This window comes from Epilithonimonas sp. UC225_85 (assembly GCF_042695135.1).
Classification (GTDB): domain Bacteria; phylum Bacteroidota; class Bacteroidia; order Flavobacteriales; family Weeksellaceae; genus Epilithonimonas.
The window spans coordinates 166262-188820 of sequence record NZ_CP170547.1 but is presented as its reverse complement, the minus strand read 5'-3'; the positions used below and the strand labels follow the sequence as shown (position 1 = coordinate 188820).

General features: G+C 36.9%; 19 protein-coding genes. 12 read left to right on the top strand and 7 right to left on the bottom strand.

Annotation, left to right across the window (positions count from 1 at the left end; all coding sequences use genetic code 11):
- Positions 1-89: 89 nt before the first annotated feature.
- The 8 genes from ACFJGY_RS00955 to ACFJGY_RS00920 all read left to right on the top strand — a co-directional run bounded on the left by ACFJGY_RS00955 (position 90) and on the right by ACFJGY_RS00920 (position 11641).
- Entirely contained in the window at positions 90-3935 is a 3846-nt protein-coding gene (locus ACFJGY_RS00955; RefSeq protein ID WP_379966953.1) for a hypothetical protein, read from the top strand.
- 66 nt (positions 3936-4001) lie between these two features.
- Positions 4002-6512, top strand: a complete 2511-nt coding sequence (locus tag ACFJGY_RS00950; protein WP_379966950.1) for a zincin-like metallopeptidase toxin domain-containing protein — start codon at positions 4002-4004, stop codon at positions 6510-6512.
- Between the two features lie 2 nt (positions 6513-6514).
- Positions 6515-6829, top strand: coding sequence for a hypothetical protein (locus tag ACFJGY_RS00945; RefSeq protein ID WP_379966947.1), 315 nt, complete (start codon positions 6515-6517; stop codon positions 6827-6829).
- Between the two features lie 160 nt (positions 6830-6989).
- Entirely contained in the window at positions 6990-7556 is a 567-nt protein-coding gene (locus tag ACFJGY_RS00940; RefSeq protein ID WP_379966944.1) for a transposase, read from the top strand.
- A 199-nt stretch (positions 7557-7755) separates the two neighbouring features.
- A complete protein-coding gene (locus tag ACFJGY_RS00935; protein WP_379966941.1) occupies positions 7756-8457 on the top strand; it encodes a hypothetical protein in 702 nt (233 codons plus the stop codon).
- A gap of 27 nt (positions 8458-8484) precedes the next feature.
- Positions 8485-8733: a hypothetical protein gene (locus ACFJGY_RS00930; RefSeq protein ID WP_379966938.1), complete on the top strand. Its 249-nt coding sequence runs from the start codon at positions 8485-8487 to the stop codon at positions 8731-8733.
- Positions 8734-9114: 381 nt separating this feature from the next.
- Entirely contained in the window at positions 9115-10044 is a 930-nt protein-coding gene (locus ACFJGY_RS00925) for a helix-turn-helix transcriptional regulator (RefSeq protein ID WP_379966935.1), read from the top strand.
- A 73-nt stretch (positions 10045-10117) separates the two neighbouring features.
- Positions 10118-11641, top strand: a complete 1524-nt coding sequence (locus tag ACFJGY_RS00920; protein ID WP_379966932.1) for a GH3 auxin-responsive promoter family protein — start codon at positions 10118-10120, stop codon at positions 11639-11641.
- A gap of 1 nt (position 11642) precedes the next feature.
- Here ACFJGY_RS00920 and ACFJGY_RS00915 read toward each other — a convergent pair whose 3' ends face one another.
- From ACFJGY_RS00915 to bamD, 7 genes are all read right to left on the bottom strand, one after another.
- On the bottom strand, positions 11643-11930 hold the full coding sequence (locus ACFJGY_RS00915; RefSeq protein WP_379966929.1) for a type II toxin-antitoxin system RelE/ParE family toxin: 288 nt from the start codon (positions 11928-11930) through the stop codon (positions 11643-11645).
- The gene (locus ACFJGY_RS00910) at positions 11927-12154 is read right to left on the bottom strand and encodes a hypothetical protein (protein ID WP_379966926.1); all 228 of its coding nucleotides are present in this window, start codon (positions 12152-12154) and stop codon (positions 11927-11929) included. Before ACFJGY_RS00910 ends, ACFJGY_RS00915 begins: the two co-directional genes overlap by 4 nt.
- Positions 12155-12255: 101 nt before the next feature.
- Entirely contained in the window at positions 12256-13905 is a 1650-nt protein-coding gene (locus ACFJGY_RS00905) for a DNA repair protein RecN (RefSeq protein WP_379966923.1), read from the bottom strand.
- Between the two features lie 38 nt (positions 13906-13943).
- Entirely contained in the window at positions 13944-14849 is a 906-nt protein-coding gene (locus ACFJGY_RS00900) for a DUF4835 family protein (protein ID WP_379966920.1), read from the bottom strand.
- 113 nt (positions 14850-14962) lie between these two features.
- Complete coding sequence (gene coaBC / locus ACFJGY_RS00895) at positions 14963-16156, bottom strand: bifunctional phosphopantothenoylcysteine decarboxylase/phosphopantothenate--cysteine ligase CoaBC (RefSeq protein WP_379966917.1); 1194 nt, start codon at positions 16154-16156, stop codon at positions 14963-14965.
- A 108-nt stretch (positions 16157-16264) separates the two neighbouring features.
- Positions 16265-16588 carry a DNA-directed RNA polymerase subunit omega gene (locus ACFJGY_RS00890; RefSeq protein ID WP_379966914.1) on the bottom strand — a complete coding sequence of 108 codons (324 nt, stop codon included), beginning with the start codon at positions 16586-16588 and terminating at the stop codon, positions 16265-16267.
- 33 nt (positions 16589-16621) lie between these two features.
- Entirely contained in the window at positions 16622-17614 is a 993-nt protein-coding gene (gene bamD / locus ACFJGY_RS00885; protein WP_379966911.1) for an outer membrane protein assembly factor BamD, read from the bottom strand.
- A 228-nt stretch (positions 17615-17842) separates the two neighbouring features.
- Here bamD and lepA point away from each other — a divergent pair, with 228 nt between their 5' ends.
- From lepA to ACFJGY_RS00865, 4 genes are all read left to right on the top strand, one after another.
- Complete coding sequence (lepA, locus tag ACFJGY_RS00880; protein ID WP_379966908.1) at positions 17843-19639, top strand: translation elongation factor 4; 1797 nt, start codon at positions 17843-17845, stop codon at positions 19637-19639.
- A 123-nt stretch (positions 19640-19762) separates the two neighbouring features.
- A complete protein-coding gene (locus ACFJGY_RS00875) occupies positions 19763-20440 on the top strand; it encodes an NUDIX domain-containing protein (RefSeq protein WP_379970075.1) in 678 nt (225 codons plus the stop codon).
- A 199-nt stretch (positions 20441-20639) separates the two neighbouring features.
- Positions 20640-21644, top strand: a complete 1005-nt coding sequence (locus ACFJGY_RS00870) for an SPFH domain-containing protein (RefSeq protein ID WP_379966905.1) — start codon at positions 20640-20642, stop codon at positions 21642-21644.
- A gap of 4 nt (positions 21645-21648) precedes the next feature.
- Positions 21649-22557, top strand: a complete 909-nt coding sequence (locus tag ACFJGY_RS00865; protein ID WP_379966902.1) for a sugar kinase — start codon at positions 21649-21651, stop codon at positions 22555-22557.
- The last annotated feature ends 2 nt before the right edge of the window (positions 22558-22559 follow it).

Sequence of the window (22559 nt, the reverse complement as noted above, 5' to 3'; positions counted from 1 at the left end):
TCTTAAAGATATTCCAGTCACTACAAATATTGGAACAGCCAGAGAAATGTCCAAAAAACAAAACAAACAACAATTAAAAAACAAACAAAATGAGCGATTTAACCAATCCAGATAACAATTCGCAGGTAACATCCAATCCTGCCACACAAACACTTTTCCGTTTCGTAAGCCTTAGAAACCCGCAGTTGGCAAAAAGAGATGGTAATAAAAAATTTATTTTCAGAGATGAAGATCTCAATAAAGGCGTTTTTGATGCTTTTTTTAATAATAATGACTGGGCATCATCAGGAAAGACAAAAATAGATTTTCTGACAGACAAAGTAAAAACAGATGGTTTTGATTTAACTAAAATCTATAGAACTGAAGGGGCACTAAAAAGAGATTTTACAGATCTATATGATTTAAGTAAGATTTTAATAGAAAATGAATCATTGACATCTGAACAAATAGTTGATCTTACTGCTGATGCGGTAGTTGTTACTTCTCTTTGGGATAGTTTGATTTATCAGGTTCTGGTACAGGAAGATTTTTATGTTAAAGAGATTATAACCCAGATGTTGCAAACTTTGCACTATATTGACAATTACAATACTTTTTCCACAGAAGTTGATACAAAGAAGAAGAAAGTAAAGGAAAAAGAAATCTCAACTGCAAAAGTTGTCCTTCCGGAATCTCTTTTTGTAGATTCTGTTCCTGTGGGTATTAATGCAAATCCTTATACTGTTGGCGCTAGTCATGTTGGATCATCAGATTACATTAGTGGTGGAGAGACAAACAACAATGTTTCAGGAGAGACAAACAATAATGTTACGGGAAGTACAAATACAGCATATTTCCCGACGGAATCTGATTTGAAACGCCAAAAGGTTGCTATAGCTTCTTATGAAAAATCGCAGTTGCAAGAGCTGAAAAAAGACCTTACCAAAGCTGAAAAAATTTACAGAAAGCAATATGCAAAATCCTATGATCTCGCTCTCAAAGATTATCAGGATCTTGTAAAACCGCTTTATGAGGCTTATGATGCTCAGCTTTTGCAGGTCGAGGCCACATTTACAGAAGAGATGTCAGAAGCTGCTAAAAAGTTAGCTTTGAGCCAGGTAGCAAAACCCGAAGTTCCTGATTTTGAATTTGAATTCAGACAGGAAAGAGATACTGCTTTTTTACAAGCCAAATTATCACAGGATTCCCTTACATCATTTGCAAAATTAATAGGAGAGTATGTGCCTGCTGAAGATATGGCTGGGATCTCTAATGGCAATGTCCCACAAGAAAACATTCTGGAAATAGATCATGACCAGTTCATTCTTCCGGAAGACGAAAACCTGAGCTTTGGAGAGATGCTTGAAACGATCGATGAAAGATTATCCGCTCTGAATGAAGAAATTTATCAGAATACAGAGATCGAAAAACAAGAATATGTGAGCGTTGGCGGTGTTTTGATTCCGGTTAATAAAGGTGTTGCTGATAAAACAGAAGGTGTAAAGTTTTTAGCCAAAACAATTGCTGTAGCACCGAATAAATGGAGTGTTTTGATTACATTTTTAGATTCTTCCATTAGTATTATTAACGCAAACTATAAAACCAGAGGAATTTCAGGGGATATTAATGATACCTATTTTTTACAAACGACTAATGGATCTTATAAACTTTTTAATAATCAAACTTTTCTAGCAGTAGGAGTTGTGGATCCTAATGCTTTTTTTGTGCAGGGAACAATCAAACTGTCTGATGGGAATGAGTACTCTCTGGGTCTTACTATGATTAGAAATTCCAATGTTTCTACTAGTGCAGCAGAAGGACATTATTTTGGAGACTCAAGTTTATCACCATATGATACCAATACACCCAATGATGATCCAGACACTCCGGATAACCCAGACACTCCAACCACCCCAGTCAGCACAAACAATTCTTTCATCCCAAAAGGTTTCGGAATCAAAAGATTAGGGATCGCAGATTACCTCAAAGTAGAACAATCTACACACGCTTACGTGGAAGGAGAAGTAGCGGCTATCGAAAATATTATGGCCCGTGAGTACCGTGAAAAATCCACAAGAAGATTACGCAGAAGCGAGGTGACGGAGACCTCTTCTTCCGATACCGAAAGAGAACAGCTGACCGATACAACCACATCCAGCCGTTTCGAAATGCAGTCCGAAGTGGCGAAAATTTTACAGGAAGCAACAGATAAAGGCATCAACGCAAATACTAGCTATAGTTATAATACCGGTGTTGGAGGAAATTTCTCTGCACAATTAAGTGCAAGCTACGCCAACCATCGCAACAAAGAAGAAAGCATGAGACAAGCGATTACTCAGGCTCAGGATGTCACGGCGAGAGCTTTGGACAGAGTGGTTACCAAAGTTCATCAGGAACGAATCGAGAAAATTGTTGAAGAGTTTGAAGAAAATAACTCTCACGGTTTTGATAATAGAAAAGGTGATAAGCACGTCGTAGGCGTTTACAGATGGGTGGATAAACTGATGAAAAACCAGGTCTGGAACTACGGAAAACGTCTGATGTTCGAGTTTGCAGTTCCGCAACCTTCTAAAATGCATACGCTTGCAATGAACTCTCGTGAAAAAATTTCAGAACCTATTGACCCTAGAGAATCAAAATATTTACCAATGCCCGATTATACAGCTTTAAATACTGAAGATGTTTTGAAACATTGGGCTAGTGTTTATAATGTTGAGATAGGCGAAAAACCAGTCGATAACAAAACACTCGCTTGGAGTCATTCTTTTTCTAAATTAAATACAGAATCGATGAGTGAAAATAAGAGTGAAAATTTAGCTATTCCTACTGGATATAATGCAACTAATTTTAATCTTGCTTTTACAGGAAGACCATACATTAGTGCTAATTGGGGTGTTGTAATTGGAGATAAAACATTTACTGGAAATGGAAGTGTTGATGCAACGCATAATGTTCTTCCAAATGTTTCTGATAGTTTATCTGTTTCAGCATATTTCGACAGATATTGGGCAGGTAATTTAAATGTTGTTATCCAATTACAAATAGTAAATGAATTAAAACAACAATGGCAGCAAAAAACCTTCAACGCCATCATCCAGGCCTACGAAGATGCAATGACAGAATACAACAACCAAATTGCAGAAGAAGATGCCAAAGCAGATAATATCAAAGGAGCCAATCCAATGTTCTACCGCCAGATCGAGCAGGAAGTTCTTAAGCACAACTGTATTGCATATCTCACAGATGACAAATCGAAAACCAAGAATATTGGAACAAAAATGTACACTGGTGATAAGCTAATTGATTTCAAAGTAGAAAGAACAGATATCGACGAATATACTTCTTTCGCTAAATTTATGGAGCAGGCCTTCGAATGGGATATTATGTCTTATAACCTGTATCCATATTATTGGGCAAACAAAACAGAATGGGGAGATATGTATGTTTCAGAAAATGTAGATCCACTGTTCCGTTCTTTCCTTAGAAGTGGGATGGCAAGAGTGGTGGTTACGGTTCGTCCCGGCTTCGAAGATGCCGTTCAGTTCTATATGTCAACCGGCAGATTATGGAGTGGCGGAGAAGTTCCTGTCATCGGAGATCCAATGTATCTGTCTATTGTAGATGAATTGAAAGATGTAAAAGGAGAAACCCAAGGCAATCCTTGGATCACAAGAATCCCGACATCGCTTACGATCCTCCAGGCACAAAGCATTGGATTGGAAGTGCAGCATGCTTTACCATTTACGAAAGAAGATCCAATGGATTTCGAAAATCCGGAAGAAGTAATTACAGAAAGTAATTTCGTACCGGTAGATGCAATGATGGAAGCAGAGAAAAGCAAACTGGTCGAGAATATCGAGATCAACAACGATTATCTGCAGTTGACCAACAGTGACAATCCTCATCAGGTCATTGCACAGCTTTCTTTGGAAGATCTTAAAGAAGCTTTAGAATAATAACTTTTTGTTTAATCCAATAAGGGCGGTTTTTCTAAGCCGCCCTTTTTAATTTAAAATAATAAAATGAAACACAAAGAATATTTCAAGGACTTTGATGACTTTGACGAGGAAAGCCAAAAGGTGCTATTAGCTTCTTACAAAAGTTTAGTAAGCAAAGATTCTTATTCCAATCCTGTTATGAGTAAGTCATTAGTAGAAAGGAGTATAAATAATTCCAAATCTATAAATTACAAAGACGATGAATATATAAACCTGACATTATTAACAGATGATTTACGAGCAGCCTATAAATCGGGTAAGGGTAGTAATTTGCTTTTTGAGTTTAAAAAATATCTGAACGATTTACCACAAACATATATTTTAGATAATCAAGACCATCATATAGACATCTCTGCAAGAATATCTTTGAAAGATGGAGCTGTGCAGATTTCAAATCTTGTAAAATGGGACAGACCATTTATGGAAATGTATCTGGATCAAGATTATAAACTGAATTTCACATTATCTTTTAAATATGAAGAAGCGGAAGACATTGCAATTGTGCTGAAAACAAAATCTTTTGAAGATTTTAAATATCTGCTTCTGCATATAGGATACGGAAATATAGAAACAGATAAAAACTCAGCTCAGTTTTTTACAAAAGATTTCACCTATTTTCTCAATAATTCTAATACAGCAAAAGAGTTGTCTGTAGTCTATAGCCAGCTTCCAAATGCTTTTTTGAAAAATATAAGCCTAACCACCTACAAGGTGATAACTCATTTAGTAATTCTTACGAAAGAAGATGATACAGGATGGCTCAGCTGGACAAAAGATACCAGTTCTCTTTTAATAAAAGTAATGGGAATGTTCAGAAATTATAAAGAAGTAGCCGACTTTTTCTGGAAAAACCCGAAGCTGCTCACAGAGATTTATGATAATCTCGATGGTGCTTCGGAAGTTTTAGGAATTAAGTTATCAAACAGGATTATCTTCACTTCAGTTTTGAATAATATTGCCAGAAGCAGCTCAGACGGGGAAAACAGAATAACAAAAAATGCGCTGTTAAGCGGAAAAGGATACTTCATAGAATCTAATATCCTTGAATTGAATGATACACTCAATATCATAAAAGGAGCTCTAAGCTTAGATTGGGATTTCGATTACAAAGACAGCATTTTCCTTCAGCAAAAGAAAACTGTTACACAAACCAGAGAACAGCAAGAAACAGATGAGTTTGGCAAAGGGGGAACTACAACAGAACAAACTTTTACCAGTGATGAAGATGCAGATCCGGGCTACCTTTATCATCCGCTCCATCTGGTTCACTATCTGGATCGGGAAACAGGAAAAGCAGACTTGGTAACCGCTCTTTTCCTAAAAGCGGTGGCAGACGAAAAAGAATGGGCAGAAGTCATGCGCTGCATCCGCATTGGTGGAGATATTATTGCAATATTTGCAGGATTGCTTACAATGGGAATTACAGGTCAGGCATCAGTTCTTGCAATTGCAGACCTTGGTTTGGCATCAGTGGATCTGGTAATGATGGACAAAGATGTAAAGCAATTTTTGTCACAATATACCGAAGGGAAATGGTTTGTAGAAAATTGGGATGTCATCTACGGATTGGTCGGGATGGGGATCTTGAGTGTGGTAATGATAGAAGGCATCCTTACCTACGGTCCCGCACTTGTAGAAAAACTGAAAAACATCAAAAATCTAAAAGCAAATTACCGTATTTTTACAGAACAACTGGAGAAGCTGATAACAGAGCTGGATGCCTACCAGGCAAAGAATGCCACCACTGCAATAGAAGAAGTAGTTATCACTGGAGGACAAAACAATCTTCTGAAAAAGTTGTTGAAACCTTTTTTAGGAAAAGATGCTAATTTTGAATATATTTTACAGCAACTTCATAAAAGAAATATTTCAGTAAAAAAATCAGGAGAGAATCTTTATGATATTTATTATAAAGGCGAAGCCATTAAAACTGTTAATGATAAAGAAGCGGGTCTTTTTTTAAGAAGCAATTTCTATAAAACTGAACGGCAGTTGGAGGAAGTTGCTAAAATGGCAAAGCCTCACGATATTGATAAGTACTTGGGTGGGAAAATTTTAAAAGAATCACAAATCAGAAAATTTAGAGGAGACTTAAAGAAAAGAAGAACTACACTAATTTTAGAAGAAGACATAAAGCTTAATGATTTTGGTAGGGTAGCTAATAAAGATATAATTAAAAACTTTAAACCCGTAATTTTATCCGGAATAAAGTTTGACAGTTTGCAGGATTTGTTTTACTTTATGAGAAAAGAAAACTTTGCAGGTTTGTTTGACCATCATTCAAAACAATTAATATTAACAAAAAATCCTACAGAATATCTGATGTTTCATGAGATGGCGCATCTAAAACATTTTGAAGAGATAGGAAATTCTTATTTACCATTAAAAGCTTGGCAAAGAGAAACCTATGTTTTTGAAGAAATTTGGAAACAGAAACACCTTTGGACAAAAGAAGAATTAGAGCATGCATTAAGGTATGTGAACCAAGAAAGAGAAAGGGCAGGACAAACATTAATAATTAAAAAATTACAGTAATTATGAAATATACAGAAGAGCAAATACTAGCAAAAGCAAAAGAAATAATGAAAGATTTCAGAGGTAAATATTATCGTGAAGAATGTGTAGATGGCGCTTTTTACAAAAAAAATGATAAAATGATCTCTGGTAAAAATGAAGGAAAAACCTTTTCAACTTGGACAGTAGGTATATTATCATTAGCAGATAATTCAGATTTTTTGACAATCTCTGACGAAACAGGGGAACCCCTTATTTATCAGAATTTCAATACTTTTATTTTTGATGTGGAAAAAGATGAAAGAGGATATTTCCGCGTAGGATTACCGAGAGATTAAATTTATAAGAGACTATCGAAAAAGATGGTCTCTTTTCTTTTCCTAATAAATTATAAAGAATGCCCCCCGCTGCCGCACGAATCCTTTCGTGTGGCATTTTTGTAAACAATAGTTTTTCGCAGACTATCTCATTTTTATATCTTTACAAAAACACATAAAGATGAGTAGAAATTATAAATTTCATAATCCTGAAGGATTATACTTTATAAGCTTTGCCGTAGTAGGCTGGCTAGATGTATTTATCAGAAATGAGTATAAAGAGCTACTGCTGGAAAGTTTAAGGTTTTGTCAGAAAACTAAAGGTTTAGAAATTCACGCCTGGTGCATTATGTCCAGTCATGTTCACTTGGTTTTTCGCAGTATCAACGGTCAGAAACCGGAGTTGTTGATTGGAGATTTGAAAAGATTTACAAGCACCACAATTGTAAAAGCGATTATGGAAAACCCCAAAGAAAGCAGGAAAGAATTTTTACTTGATTTCTTTTCGAAAGAAGGAGCCAAAAGTTCAAATGTCAGCAAATATCAGTTTTGGAGACACGATAATAAGCCTATAGAATTGTGGAGCAACAAAGTTATCAATCAGAAAATTACTTATGTACATCAGAATCCTGTAGAAGAGGGTTTGGTTTTTCGTGCTGAGGATTACAAATATAGCAGTGCCATTGATTATTCTGGCGAGAAAGGTCTTTTGGATGACATTGTAGTTTTTAGAATGTTTGATTTGTAATAATTAGACCACACGAAAGGATTCGTGCGGCAGCGGGGGCCTTTCCAACAAACAGAACAATTTATTTAACATAATGTATTTATTAAAATATTTTACAATGAAATTGCTTGTAATTAAAAATAAATTTACATTTGTCATTACAAATACCTAAAAACAAATACAAATGACAGCAATTTTCGAAACAGGCCACGCCAAGAACGTGGCCAATTTCCAGGACCTTATCTCTTTCTGCCAGGGCTATGACAAAGCCTACAACCCAACAAATGAAAACCTTAAAATACCGAATTTACAGCTGCTCTATCAGGAAGCAAACGACAAACTCGATAGCTTCAAAACACAAAAAACAGCTTTTGACAACGTCACCAACGACAGGAAGAACGCCTTCGCAAACCTCAAAACCCTCTCTACCAGGATCATCAATGCCATTTCCGTTTCCGGCGCAGACGCCCTGGCCATAGCAGACGCCAAAGCCATCAACAAAAAAATCCAGGGAGCATCTTCCAGAAAACCACCGGGCGCAGAAACACCCACACCTTCAGAAAACCCCGGCAACAGCATCTCCACTTCCCAGCAGTCCTACGACAGCCTCATAGACCATTTCACCAGCCTCATAGAACTCCTGAATCAGAACGAACTCTACAAACCCAACGAAGAAGATTTAAAAATCACAGCATTACAGACCAAACTCACTGAACTGAAAAACACAAACACAAATCTCATCAATGCCGCCACTGCCAAGAGCAACGCCATGATCGCCAGGAATGAGACCCTGTATAATAAAGTCACAGGACTCGTTCAGATTTCGAGAGAAGTCAAGCAGTATGTCAAAAGTGTATTCGGAGCCAATAGTCCCCAATACGATCAGGTCAGCAGCCTCGAATTTAAAGTCAGAAGAAAATAATATCATAAAACCGTCGCCTTTCTCAAAATGACTGGCGGCGTTTATACTTTTACCCTTGGCAGTTTCAAAGTTGCCAATGTCTTTTTCAAAGTTACCGGTGGCAGACATACTTTTACCGTTGGCATTGTCAAAGTTGCCAGTGTCCGTTTCAAAATTAGCGATGGCGGTTTCAAAGTTTCCGGTGTCCGTCTCAAAGTTACCGGTGGCGTTTATACTTTTACGCTTGACGTTGTCAAAGTTGCTGGTGCCTGTTTCAAAGCTGTCGGTGGGACATAATATTTACCTTTGCGAAGTCTCTATCCTCTGGAAATCTCAGATTCGCCGATTCAAGAAAATAATAATATGAGGCAAAGGGATTTAGGGTGAGGACAAAACTTATCCACATTCTCAAAACACGACACCGTTTGTCGCATTAAGAATTTATATTTGTCTAACAAAAGAAAAGAAAGCAAAGACCATCAAAAAAAATAAAAGAGACAAATGAAACCCGTCAGGTTCCATTTGACCATTAAAAGAAAGAATTCATAGTTTAATAACTTTGTTGAGTTTTACGGCTTTGTGAACCTTAAAACAGTTTAATTTAAATAAAATCTTTGTGGACTTTGCGTTCAAAACACTATAGGCTTTAAAAACAAATAACAAAAAGGAAACAACAAAATGAAGAAAGACTTTTACCTTACCAGATATTCTTTGATCATCAAACGATTGGAGCGTTCCCCGGCCACCTATCCGGAGCTGGAGGATTATCTGCTTAATTCATTTGAGTTTCAGGATGCCAGCATCAGAAGCTATTCCATCCGCACCTTGCAGAGAGATATCAAGGACATCGCCAATCTTTTTAATTTTGACATTCACAACAAGAAAAAAGGCGACAACCGCTATTATATAGAAAGCCGCCCCGTGATGGAAGTAGACGAGTACAACCAGCGCCTTCTGGAATCCTTCCGAATCATGAACGCCGTCAACGCCCAGCCGGACTTTGCAGAGTTCGTCTATCTGGAAAGTCGCAATCCACGCGGAATTCAGAATTTCTACGATCTCCTGTTCGCCATCCGCAACAAAAGGATCATAGAGTTCCAGCATTTCAAATATAAAGACCAAAGCACAAGCTCCAGAAAAGTTCATCCTTATGCACTCAAAGAATCCAAAGACCGGTGGTATCTCATCGCTCTGGACACAAAAGATGAGAAACTAAAAGCCTTCGGACTGGACAGGATCAGCGAATTGACCGTGAGCAAAGCAGGATTCAAAACCCAGGAAAAATTTAACCTCAAAGAACATTTCAAAAATGCTTTCGGAATCATGAATCTGGAAGAAGAACCGGTAAAGGTCATCATCCGATCCACAAAAGAACAGGCAGAATACATCAAAAGCTCGCCGCTTCACCACTCTCAGCAGATCCAGAAAGAGACAGAAAAGTCGGTAGATTTTGCCTACGATCTCTTTCCGACCTATGATTTTATCCAGGAGATCTTATCCTTCGGAAAGCAGGTAAAAGTGATAGAACCTAAATCTTTGGCGGAAAAAGTGAAAGAAACCCTCAAAGAATCTATCCGGCAATACGACGATTTTTCTCCGGAACAATAGCAGAAAACAGAGGATTTTCAAAAACAGAAATCAAAACCTTTTCCATTCTCAAAATTTGTTATATTTGTGAAGAATGGCAACCAAAGCACTTTTTAATTCTGTCGTCAATTGGTTTATCCGGCAGCGGATAGATCAGATTGAACATTTTATAAAATATCCTGTGGAAACGCAGGAAGGATTGTTGTTCTCCCAGCTCTTCAATGCAGAAGAAACCGAATACGGGATGAAGTATGGTTTCAGTTCCATTTCCAATTACAAAGATTTCCGGAAAAAAGTGCCCATCGTCTGCTACGAAGACTTTGAACCTTACATAGAAAAAGCACGTCAGGGGCAGAAAGATGTTTTCTGGCCAGGCGTTATCAGACAATTTGCCAAGTCTTCCGGAACTACCAATGCCAAAAGCAAGTATATTCCCATCACTGCAGAAAGTCTGGAAGACTGCCACTACAAGGCTGGTAAAGACCTTATATCTATTTACGTCAACAATCATCCTGAAAGTGAACTTTTCCAGCACAAAAACCTGAGATTGGGAGGAAGTGCAGAGATGTACCAGGATTTCAATACCAAGTTTGGAGATCTCTCAGCGATTTTGATCGAGAATCTTCCGTTTTGGGTAGAGATCATCAACACACCAAGCAAGAAAACATCCCTGATGTCCGAATGGGAAACCAAGATGAAAGCCATTATAGGTGAAGTAAAGAATGAAGATGTCGGTAGTCTCACAGGTGTTCCAAGCTGGATGATGGTTTTGCTTCAAAGAACACTGCAGGAAACGGGAAAGGATTTTATTTCAGAACTTTGGCCCAATCTGGAAGTGTTTTTCCACGGCGGAATCAGCTTTAAACCTTATAAAAACCAGTACGAAGAGATTGTCGGAAAGAAAATCCGCTACTACGAAATATACAACGCGTCCGAAGGTTTTTTCGGTATTCAGGATCAGGCAGGAAGTGATGAAATGCTGCTGATGTTGGATTACGGTATTTTCTACGAGTTCATTCCAATGGATCAGTATTATTCCGGAAATCGGGAAGCTATTCCAATTCAGGAAGTTGAGATAGACAAGAATTATGCGGTTGTCATTACAACCAATGGCGGGCTTTGGCGTTATATTATCGGCGACACGGTTAAATTCACGTCTGTTAATCCTTACAGAATCAAAGTATCCGGAAGAACAAAACATTATATCAATGCGTTTGGAGAAGAACTAATGATCGATAATGTGGAAACAGCCCTTAAAATTGCCTGTGAACATCTTGATGTCAGCATTTCAGATTACACGGGTGCTCCTGTTTTTATGACCAACAAAAACAAAGGCTGCCATGAATGGATCTTCGAATTCACAAAAAAGCCAAAGTCTCTTGACGAGTTTACAGAAGTTTTTGACAGAACCCTCAAGACTCTTAACTCTGATTATGAGGCCAAAAGATATAATGACATCACGCTGAGATGTCCGATCATTCACTCAGCAAAACCGAATCTCTTCTACGAATGGATGGCAAGCCGTGGAAAACTTGGTGGTCAGAACAAAGTACCAAGATTGAGTAATGACCGACAGTATATAGATCCTTTGCTGATTTTAAATGAATTGAAAGTTTAAACTAATATCGCACATCTTCTTCCCATTTGTGAAAACCGAAAACCACGATTTTTTTATCTTCTTTTTCCACAATATATATAATAGAATATCCTTTAATAATTAATTCCCTTATATTCTCGTCATCAAAAAACTTACTCTGTTTATTTTTATACGGCATTTCTTTCAGTTTTTTTATTTCTGAAAAAATAATGTTCTTAAAATTTTTTGTAGCGTTCGGTTTGTCAAAAGAAATGTACTTGATTTGTCTTGCTACTTTTCTGCGAAATTCGGTAGTTGTTTCGACTCTCATTCTTCAAGAAAGAGGAGGTTCATTTCTTTTTCAAAATCATCTATGCTTTGGAGTTTTGTTTCTCTATTTTTATAAGCAGCATAATCCTTGTGCAATTCTTCTTTTACCTGATCAAATCTCGAATTTTCTTCAATAATCTCCAGATCTTTTTTAGAGAACTTTTCCAGAACTTTTAATAATTCTTCTTTGATTGCCTGATTATATTGTAATGTAATAGTTTCCATAACAGAGATGTTTATACCAAAGTTAATTATTTTTCCGGATAAAAATTTTGAATTTTATAAAGTATTATTAAGATTATAGCCCAAAAGCTAATTACTTCTAACTATCCAATCAGTTCTTTTGCTTGAGAAATAGCAGCGTCCGTAATTTTGGAACCCGAAATCAATTGTGCAATTTCATTCAGTTTTTCTTCATCAGAAAGTTTGATAATGGTAGTTTTCGTGACCGCATTTTCGTCAAATTTAACCACTTTGTAATTGTCATTTCCTTTAGCCGCAACTTGTGCAAGGTGCGTGATCACGATCAGTTGAAGATCCTGAGACATTTCCTGCATCAGTTTTCCCATTTCTTCGGCAATTCGTCCGGAAACGCCAGTGTCTATTTCGTCAAGAATTAAAGTTGGGAGATCATTATTCTCTGCCATTATTTTTTTGATGGCAAGCATTACGCGGGATCTTTCTCCGCCTGAAACAGCATTTTGAATTGGCTTCAGAGGAAAACCTGAATTGGCCTGGAATAAGATCTGAATATTATTTTTCCCGTGAAGATTATAAGTGGTGGATTCTGAAAGATCGATTTTTAGAATGGCTTTTTCCAATCCGAGTTTTGAGAAAATTTCCTTAGCCTGATTTTCAAGATCTCCGGAAAATTTGGTTCTGTTTTCAGACAATTTGTTGCTTAATATCTGAAGTTCTTTTTCAATGAGCTTAAGGCTTTTTTCTTTCTCTTCGATTTGATTTTCAATTGTTTCAAGAGAATTTTGACTTGCAGATAACTCTTCTCTTATTTCCAGAAGTCCATTAACATCATTCACTTGATGTTTTAGAAAAAGTGAATTCAATCGGTTGACGGTCGTTAATAAAGCTTGCAAAAGATTTGGATCGATTTCCAGACTTTCCGCTTTGTTTTCGATTTCTATATTAATGTCTTTCAGTTCAAGATACGAAGCCTCCAGTCTGTGACTTAGTTCTTGATAATCCGAAGATAATTCTGAAAGTTTTGCAATTTTATTTTTAACTTCAAAAAGTCCGGACAAGATTCCGAAGTCTTCCTGATTGAGTTTTGATAATATTTCAGCAAGGTATTCACTGATTTGTCCTGCGTTTTCCTGCGTATTCAATTGATTTTGAATCTCCTCAAAGTCCAGATTATCCAGTTGCATTTCTTCCAATTCCGAAAGAAGAAAGCTTTTATAATCTGATTCTTTATTGTTTTCTGCAAGAGCAGACTTCAGATGTTCAATTTCTCTTTTGGTAGTCTGATAACCGAAGTAATGTCTTTGATAATCAGACAATAAAGATTTATTCTTGGCCAAGCCATCCAGAATCCCGAACTGGAACTGTTCCGTAAAAAGGTCAGACGTTTCAAATTGCGAATGGATATCGATCAACCTGGAAGATAATTCTTTCAGAACGTCCAATGTTACAGGAACATCATTGATAAAAGCACGCGACTTTCCGCCAGAAGAAATTTCTCTCCGGATGATTGTTTGTTCCTCAAAGTCCAGGTCTTTTTCTTCAAAGAAATCTTTAAAATTTTCACTGATATGGAATTCGGTTTCTACAATGCTTTTAGCATCGGATTTTGCGAAGGACTTAACATCAGCTCTTTCGCCCATTATGAGACGGAGTGCACCAAGAATAATAGATTTTCCGGCACCTGTTTCTCCGGTAATCACCTGAAGACCTTTCTTAAGATCGATCTCAAGCTTATCAATTAAAGCAAAATTCTGAATAAAAATTCTTGAAAGCATCGTTTTCTGTAATTAATAATTACAATTAGTAATTGAAACTATTTCCACTTATTCCACTTAGTATCAATGTCTTTTGGAGAGAAAGTGCTCATTAGCGTTTTGAGTTCACTGATGTTGACGGACGCATTGTTTCCGGAATCGAAGATATTAAAAATCTCGGTGCTTTTACTTTCTATAAAAACGCTGAAAGGATAATTCATTTGAAAATTATTTTCGTAAAACTTAAGCTGCATAAGAGATTCTGCAATTGTTTTTTTAGCCGGACCTTGATCTGGTTTTGCCAGATTATCAAGGCCAGCACGATGATAGCTGTAGAAAACAGTTCTCAAAGTAGATGTGTTTTCGTTTTGTAACCCGCTGATAAGTGCACCTCTGTTTCTTTGACTTTCTATTTGATTCCAGCCTTCATAGTTCTGATTCTGGGAGTTCTGAGCGATCTTGAAAGCCTTGTCAAACCAGGGCTGTCCGCCTTTTAACTGGAAACTGTCGCCATCATATCCTAAAATTACATAAACGTAAAAGCTGATTACGTCGATGAGGTTTTTCCCGGAAAACTGTCTCTCATTGAAGATCAGATTTTCATTCTCATTATATTCAAAAGAGAAATTTGTATCATTAATATTCATCAATGGCGATTCGTACTGAGAGTTGAAAACAGGACGGGTTGCCTGTGCAACCAGACTTCCTTTGAAGCTGCTGTTGCCGGTTCGTTCGGAAATGACGATGGCAAAATTGCATTTGATTTTTTCAAAATTCTGGAGTTTTTTTCCTGTCCAGCTTGTATTATTGATGAAGTCACGCAAAGATTTTTCCAATGTTCGGAAAACCTGTGTGTTACTTCCTGCAATTTGTTGGTTGTTGATCTGCACATTTGCTAAAAGCTCCTGTGAAAAAGCCATTTGAGCAAAAAATAATGCGCAGATTATATAAAGTAGTTTTTTCATCCAGTTATAAAATGTTTGTAAATTTATGGAAAACTTTGTCAAAGTTAGTAGCCGTCCGCATAAAACTTTATCAAAGTTATTATACGAATTAGAACGAAAAATTGGTGGTTTTGTTACAATTTCTGTTCAATAAAATTCAGAATGTCTTTTGCAACATCTTCTTTTGATTTTAGAGAGAATGACTGCTCTTCCGTTGGGGTAAAAATTTTGATCTTATTGGTAGCATTTGCGAATCCGGCGCCTTCATCCCGGAGTGAATTGAGAATGATCATATCAAGATTTTTCTTCACTAATTTCCCTTTGGCATTTTCCTCTTCATTCTGAGTTTCCAAAGCAAATCCCACTAAAAATTGCTTGGACTTTTGCTCGCCCATTGTTCTGAGAATGTCTTTGTTTTTGATCAATTCAATCGTCAGTTCGTTTTCGTTTTTTTTGATCTTTTCTGTTGCTTTCACTTTCGGAGTGTAATCTGCAACCGCTGCGCCCATTATGGCAACATCTGTAGTTTCGTAATATTTGAAGACTTCATCAAACATTTCCTGGGCTGAGGTAACTCTATTGATGGTAATGTTTTTGTCATCTGCCGTTTCAGAAGATGGACCGGAAATCAATATCACTTCTGCTCCTCTTTTTGAGGCTTCTTTCGCAAGATCAAATCCCATTTTCCCGGAAGAATGATTGCCGATAAATCTTACGGGATCTATGTTTTCGTACGTTGGACCGGCTGTGATCAGAAATTTTTTTCCTTCAAAAGTCTGTGCGGCATCGGAGAATTGATTTTCTAAAACGGATAAAATCGTTGCTGGTTCTGCCAGTCTGCCTTGTCCGGAAAGGCCACTTGCCAATTCACCGAATTCTGCCGGGATTATTTTGTGTCCAAAGCTTTCTGCTGTTTGAAGATTTCGTGTGACCGTTGGATGTGCATACATATCCAGATCCATTGCTGGTGCAATAATCACAGGACATTTTGCGGACATATAGACTGCCATCAAAAAATTGTCGCAAAGGCCGTTTGTAATCTTAGCCAAAGTGTTTGCTGTACAAGGAGCAATCAGGATAAGATCTGCCCAGAGTGCTAAGTCAACGTGGTTGTTCCAGCTTTTGTTTTCGTCATAAAAATCGGTGTAAACTTTATGTTTTGAAAGTGTAGAAAGCGTGAGAGGCGAGACAAAATTTTCCGCTGATTTTGTCATTAAAATTTTTACTTCTGCTCCGGATTTTATTAGATCCCGAACGAGATAATTCATTTTGTAAGCAGCGATTCCTCCTGTAATCCCAAGAATGATTTTTTTGCCTTGCAAGCTCATTTTGCTTTGATTTTTATTAACGAAAGTATTAATAATTTTATTAACAAAAAAACCGTCTTGTTAAGGAATATCTTAACGAGACGGTTTTTATATTTTTAAATCAGAAGATTAGTTCTTTTCGTCAGTTTTTCTGTGATAGATCTCATCATCCAGCCATTCTCTGATGGCAATAGACGTTGGTTTTGGCATTTTTTCGTAATGCTTGGAGATTTCTATCTGTTCTCTGTTTTCAAAAACTTCTTCCAAAGTAGAGTTATGAACAGCAAATTCATCTAATTTACCGTGTAGTTCCGAGCGGATTTCTGCATTGATTTGCTCTGCTCTTTTACCCATGATCACGATAGCTTCGTAGATGCTGGCTACTTTTGCTTCGATTTTATCTTTGTCGTAAGTGATTGTACTTACTTCTGCTTTTGTATCTTTAAGGCTCATTGGACGAATTGTTTAGGGTTGCAAATATACAAATTATCTTTTAAACTTAAAAGTAGCTTGTGGCTCAGGTGAATTGATCTTTGCACTATCTCTTCTTGCCTGTTCTGCGGAGTTTTCCATTTTCAGCTGATTTTTTTCCTGAGCTATTTCTTTTTTCTCGCTTTCTTTAGCTTCAGAATTTTTCACTTTTGCGTCGTATTCTGCTTTTCTTTTCTCTACCTCTTCCTGTAGTTCCGCAAATTTTACTTTTTCGGCTTCCAGTTTTACAGAAAGATCTTCTGCAGTTTTGGAATATTCAGAATTTGGGAGTTCGGCAGAAACTCTTCTAGCATAAGCAGCAGCATTGTCTAGTCTTTCTTTTTTAAGATCATATATGGAATTGACAGCCAATTCATATTTCGACTTCATAATGATGTCGTAAATCTTCGGTCTCAGCTTGGTAGCCGGGAAATCTTCCAGAACGTTTTCAAAAGTTACCGCAGCAGCTTTATACTCGCCCATTTTGTAGTATTGCTTAGCATTTTCAAATGCTTTGAACTCCAATTTGTAAGCTAATTCATCTACCAATTGGGTAATGTTTTTTGAACGCTCGGAATCAGGATAATCATTCAGGAAATTTTGTAATTCTGTAATTGCAGATTCTGTATTGCTTTGGTCAAGGTTGTACTGCAAAGATCCTTCGTAATAACAAAGTGCAGATAAGTAAGCTGCTTCTTCTTTTCTAGGATCCTGAGGAAAACTGATCACAAAATTCTTAAACTGATTAGCCGCTAATCTGTAATTCTTATCATAATAATTGGCATAAGCCGAATTGAAAACCACATTGGGTGCATCATCTGTTCCAGCAACAAGGTTTGGTAACCTGTCATACAACGCCAGGGCATCGGACCATTTCTTCTTTGCGAATTTTTCATTGGCAACTTTCAAGATAAAATCTTTGTCGGCACTCTTCATAGCCTGATCCATTTCTGTTTTGCAAGACAGCAAAATCACAGACAACACTAATAAACTAATATATTTCTTCATAATTCCCGCCAGAATAAATCTGTCACTTGATTGTAATTAATTTGCAAAAATAAAACTTTTTTCTCCAAAACTTTTTTTTTATGAAAGATTAACGTTTTTGATGTCCGAAGTTTGACGTCAGAGGATGGAAGATTGTAGATTTCAATTAAATAAAAAAATCTAATATCTGAATTCTAACTTCTAACATCTGAATAAATAGTGTATTTTTGCAAATTACAAGAATTTTAAATGAAAAACATCAGGAACTTCTGCATTATTGCACATATCGATCACGGTAAAAGTACATTGGCAGATCGTCTTTTAGAATATACCAACACCGTTACCCAAAGGGAATTGCAATCGCAGACTTTGGATGATATGGATTTGGAAAAAGAACGTGGCATTACCATTAAGTCACATGCAATCCAAATGGATTATGAGCTGAATGGTGAAAAATATATCCTTAATCTTATTGATACACCGGGACATGTGGATTTTTCTTACGAGGTTTCCCGTTCCATCGCAGCTTGCGAAGGTGCTCTTTTGATTGTGGATGCGGCTCAGAGTATTCAGGCTCAAACAATTAGTAACCTTTATTTAGCTTTAGAAAACGATCTGGAAATTATTCCAATCCTTAATAAGATAGATCTTCCTTCTGCTAATCCTGAAGAAGTGACCGACGAAATTATGGGACTTTTAGGTTGTAAATACGAGGATGTTCTTAGAGTTTCAGGAAAAACGGGTGAAGGTGTTCACGAACTGCTAGAGCAGATCGTAAAAAGAGTTCCGCCACCAGTTGGAGATCCAAAAGCACCACTTCAGGCTTTGATCTTTGATTCTGTTTATAATCCTTTCCGAGGGATTGAAGCTTATTTTAAAGTTGTAAACGGAAGTATTTCCAAAAACGAAAAAATCAAGTTCTTTGCTACAGGTAAAGAATATGGTGCGGACGAAGTTGGAACCTTAAAGCTAAAACAACTTCCAAAGAAAACCATCGAATGTGGCGATGTGGGTTACATTATTTCCGGAATCAAAGATGCGCGTGAAGTAAAAGTGGGTGACACCATTACTTCTTTCGTAAATCCAGCTTTGGAAGCAATCGACGGTTTTGAGGAAGTGAAACCAATGGTTTTCGCGGGAATCTATCCAATTGAATCTGAGGATTTTGAAGAATTAAGATTCTCATTAGAAAAATTAAGACTGAATGACGCTTCTTTGGTTTTCGAGCCGGAAAGTTCTGCAGCACTTGGTTTTGGTTTCCGTTGCGGATTTTTGGGAATGCTGCATATGGAAATCGTTCAGGAACGTCTGGATCGTGAATTCAATATGGATGTCATCACGACGGTACCCAACGTTTCATACCACGGGTTTTCAAAAAAAGATCCGGAAACACCAATTTTGATTAATAATCCTTCAGAAATGATGGATCCAATTAGTCTGGACAGAGTAGAAGAACCTTTCATTAAAGCTTCTATTATTACAAAATCTGATTTCGTTGGAGGTGTAATGACGCTTTGTATTGAGAAAAGAGGCGAGATCGTTAACCAAAGTTATTTGACAGCTGACAGAGTAGAACTAACTTTCAATATGCCATTGGCAGAGGTCGTTTTCGATTTTTACGACAGACTGAAATCTATTTCCAAAGGTTACGCTTCATTTGATTATTCGCCGATTGGGATGCGTGCTTCGAAGTTGGTAAAAATGGATATTTTGATCAATGGTGATATGGTAGATGCTTTATCTTCCTTGATTCACGATTCTAATGCTTATCACATAGGTAAGAAAATGTGTGAGAAATTGCGTGAACTGATTCCGAGACAACAGTTTGATATTGCTGTTCAGGCGGCTTTGGGAGCGAAAGTTATCGCAAGAGAAACCATCAAAGCGTTGAGAAAAGACGTTACCGCAAAATGTTACGGAGGTGATATTTCCAGAAAACGTAAACTTCTTGAAAAGCAGAAAGAAGGAAAGAAAAAGATGAAACAGATTGGTAGGGTTGAGGTTCCTCAGTCAGCATTTATGGCTGTTTTGAAGTTGAATGACTAATAATATCTAACTCCAAATAAATATAATCCACCGAATTTCCGGTGGATTTTTTTGTTGCAGCAGTAGAAAAGTTTACTTTTGTGTACTCATAACGCAAACTAAATTATGGATTCTCCAAACAAAATACAGGATATCAAAGTTGCTGTAGACGCTGTTATTTTCGGATACTTTGATAAGAAAGATCTTCAGATTCTTTTAATCAAAAGAAATGTTGATCCTTTCCGAGGTGGTTGGGCACTTCCCGGCGGTTTGGTTTTGGATGATGAAAATCTTGACGATGCTGTAAAAAGAGAGTTACACGAGGAAGCAGGCATCAAGCCGGATTTTTTAGAACAGCTATTTACTTTCGGAAATGTTGGCCGCGATCCTCGAAATCGTGTAGTTTCCGTTGCCTATTTGGGTTTGGTAAATCCTTCTTATCACGAATTATTTGCAGATTCTGATGCCGACGATGCACAATGGTTTAGTGTGAATCAGCTTCCGAAATTGGCTTTTGACCATCAGAATATTATTGATACTGCTTTAAAAAGACTTCGGACAAAAATCCAGTATCAACCAATAGGTTTTAATCTTTTGGATGAGGAATTTGTATTTTCTGACCTTGAAAATCTTTACAAAACCATTGTCGGTAAGGAAATAGACCGCCGGAATTTCCGAAAAAAAATGATGAGTTATGGACTTCTGAATGAAACGTCTCAATTTAAAAAGGAAGGAAGCGGACGTCCGGGGAAACTGTTTACTTTCAATCAGGAAAAGTACAAAGAACTGGAAGAGGAAGGTTTCTATTTCGAAATTAAATAAATTTTAGCTACTGATAATCAATGATTTAAATTAATTAGCGTAAATTAAACGCAAATTAATTTGGTTGATAAAGCTTTAATCTCTTACATTTGTGTAACAATAACGCAATTATATACTGCAAAGCAATTGTATAACTTTACCTTGCAATTTTAAATTAGCGTAAATATAACACAAATATTAATTAAAAAACTTTAAAGCTATGTTCGGTTTCAGACACATCAAATTCGATTCAATGACTTACGTTCTTCATTTCAAAAACGGCAAAATCGCGAAAGAAGGAAGAGGGTTATCATTTTTTTATTTCACGCCAAACTCATCAATCGCCGCCATTCCGATGGGAAGCAATGATCTGCCTTTTATATTTAATGAAAATACTTTTGATTATCAGACAGTGAAAATCCAGGGACAGATAAGTTACAAGATTACAGACCCGAAAGCACTTTCCAACACCTTGGATTTCACGGTAAATGAAGCCGGCGTCTACAAAAAAAATGAAATTGAAAAGCTGAATCAAAGAATTATCAATCTTGCGCAGACTTCCACATCATCATATATTCATGAACTGACGTTGAAGGATGCGATCCGTTCTGCGAAGAAAATCGAAAATAATATTCTGGAAGGTTTAAAATCTTCTGAAGCCATCCAGACAATGGGAATCGAAATTTTAGGAGTCAATATTTTAGCAGTTCAGACGACTCCCGAAATGGCTAGAGCTTTGGAAACAGAAACCAGAGAAAAACTCCAGCAGCAAGCCGATGAAGCAATCTACGAAAGAAGAAATTTCGCCGTAGAACAGGAAAGAAAAATCAAGGAATCTGAACTAAATACCGAAATTGCGGTTGAAGAAAAACAAAAACAAATCGAGGAAAAAAGAATGGAAACCGAAGTTCAGCAGGAAGAAAACAACAAAATCTTGAGAGAAATGAAAATTGCCGCTGATATTTCTGTAGAAAATCAAAGAAAACAACTGATTGAACAAAAAACCGAAAATGATCGAAAAGAAGCGGAAACGCAAGGTTATGTTTTAGAAACTTCTTTAAAAGTTTACAAAGATATGGACTGGAGAATTCTCACAGCTCTCAACGGAAATCAGGACGCCAGATCAAATATTGCCTTAGCTTTCAGAGAATTAGCAGAAAATGCAGGTAAAATTGGAAACCTGAATATCAGTCCCGATCTGTTGGAAAATCTTTTGAAAAAATAAAATTATGAAGATAGAATATGCCATCATTATCAAAAATAAAACGAGACTTGAAGCTTTAATTGAAAGATTCAATACCAAAGCGCAGGCTCAGTTTTATATAGAAAGTTCGGGAGGCGATTTTCAGGAATATGTGGCTGAACACGAAAAATTCTATCAGTCGTTTCTGGAAGTCCAAACCAAGCTTTCCAAAGTCATCAAAAACAAGGTGATCGAAAAAGAATTTGTTCCGTCTTATATTTTCTCCGAAAAGAATCTGATTATCGTCATCGGACAGGATGGTTTGGTAGCCAATGTCGCCAAATATTCTAAAAATATTCCGATCATTGCGATCAATCCTGACGAAGAAAGATATGATGGGACTTTGCTTCCTTTCAATGTGAAAAACTTTTTGAATGGCATAACTTCAGTTATTAATGAAAGTTTTAACTCTAAGAAAATGAGGTTTGCAGAAGCCGTTCTGAACGACGGACAAAAACTACTGGCAGTCAATGATCTCTTCATCGGGATGTCGTCTCACAGCTCGGCAAGATATAAAATTGTACTGAATGGAAAAGAAGAAATGCATTCTTCCAGCGGAATCATCGTTTCTACAAAAACAGGAAGTACAGGCTGGCTGAGTTCGATTTTCAATATGGCTTTTGGAATTTTAGGCTCAAAAAAACTGAAATACCCATCACTGAACGATGACGATCTTTATTTTGCTGTTAGAGAACCTTTCAAAAGCATAAGAACGCAAACCGAGATCTGCGGCGGAACCATAAAAAGTGGTAATACACTGATTGTAGAATCGTTAATGCCAAATAATGGTTTTATATTTAGTGACGGAATCGAGCAGGATTTTCTGCAGTTCAACAGTGGCGCAACGGCGGAAATAAGGCTTTCTGAGGAGATGGCTGTTTTGGTGATAAATTAAAA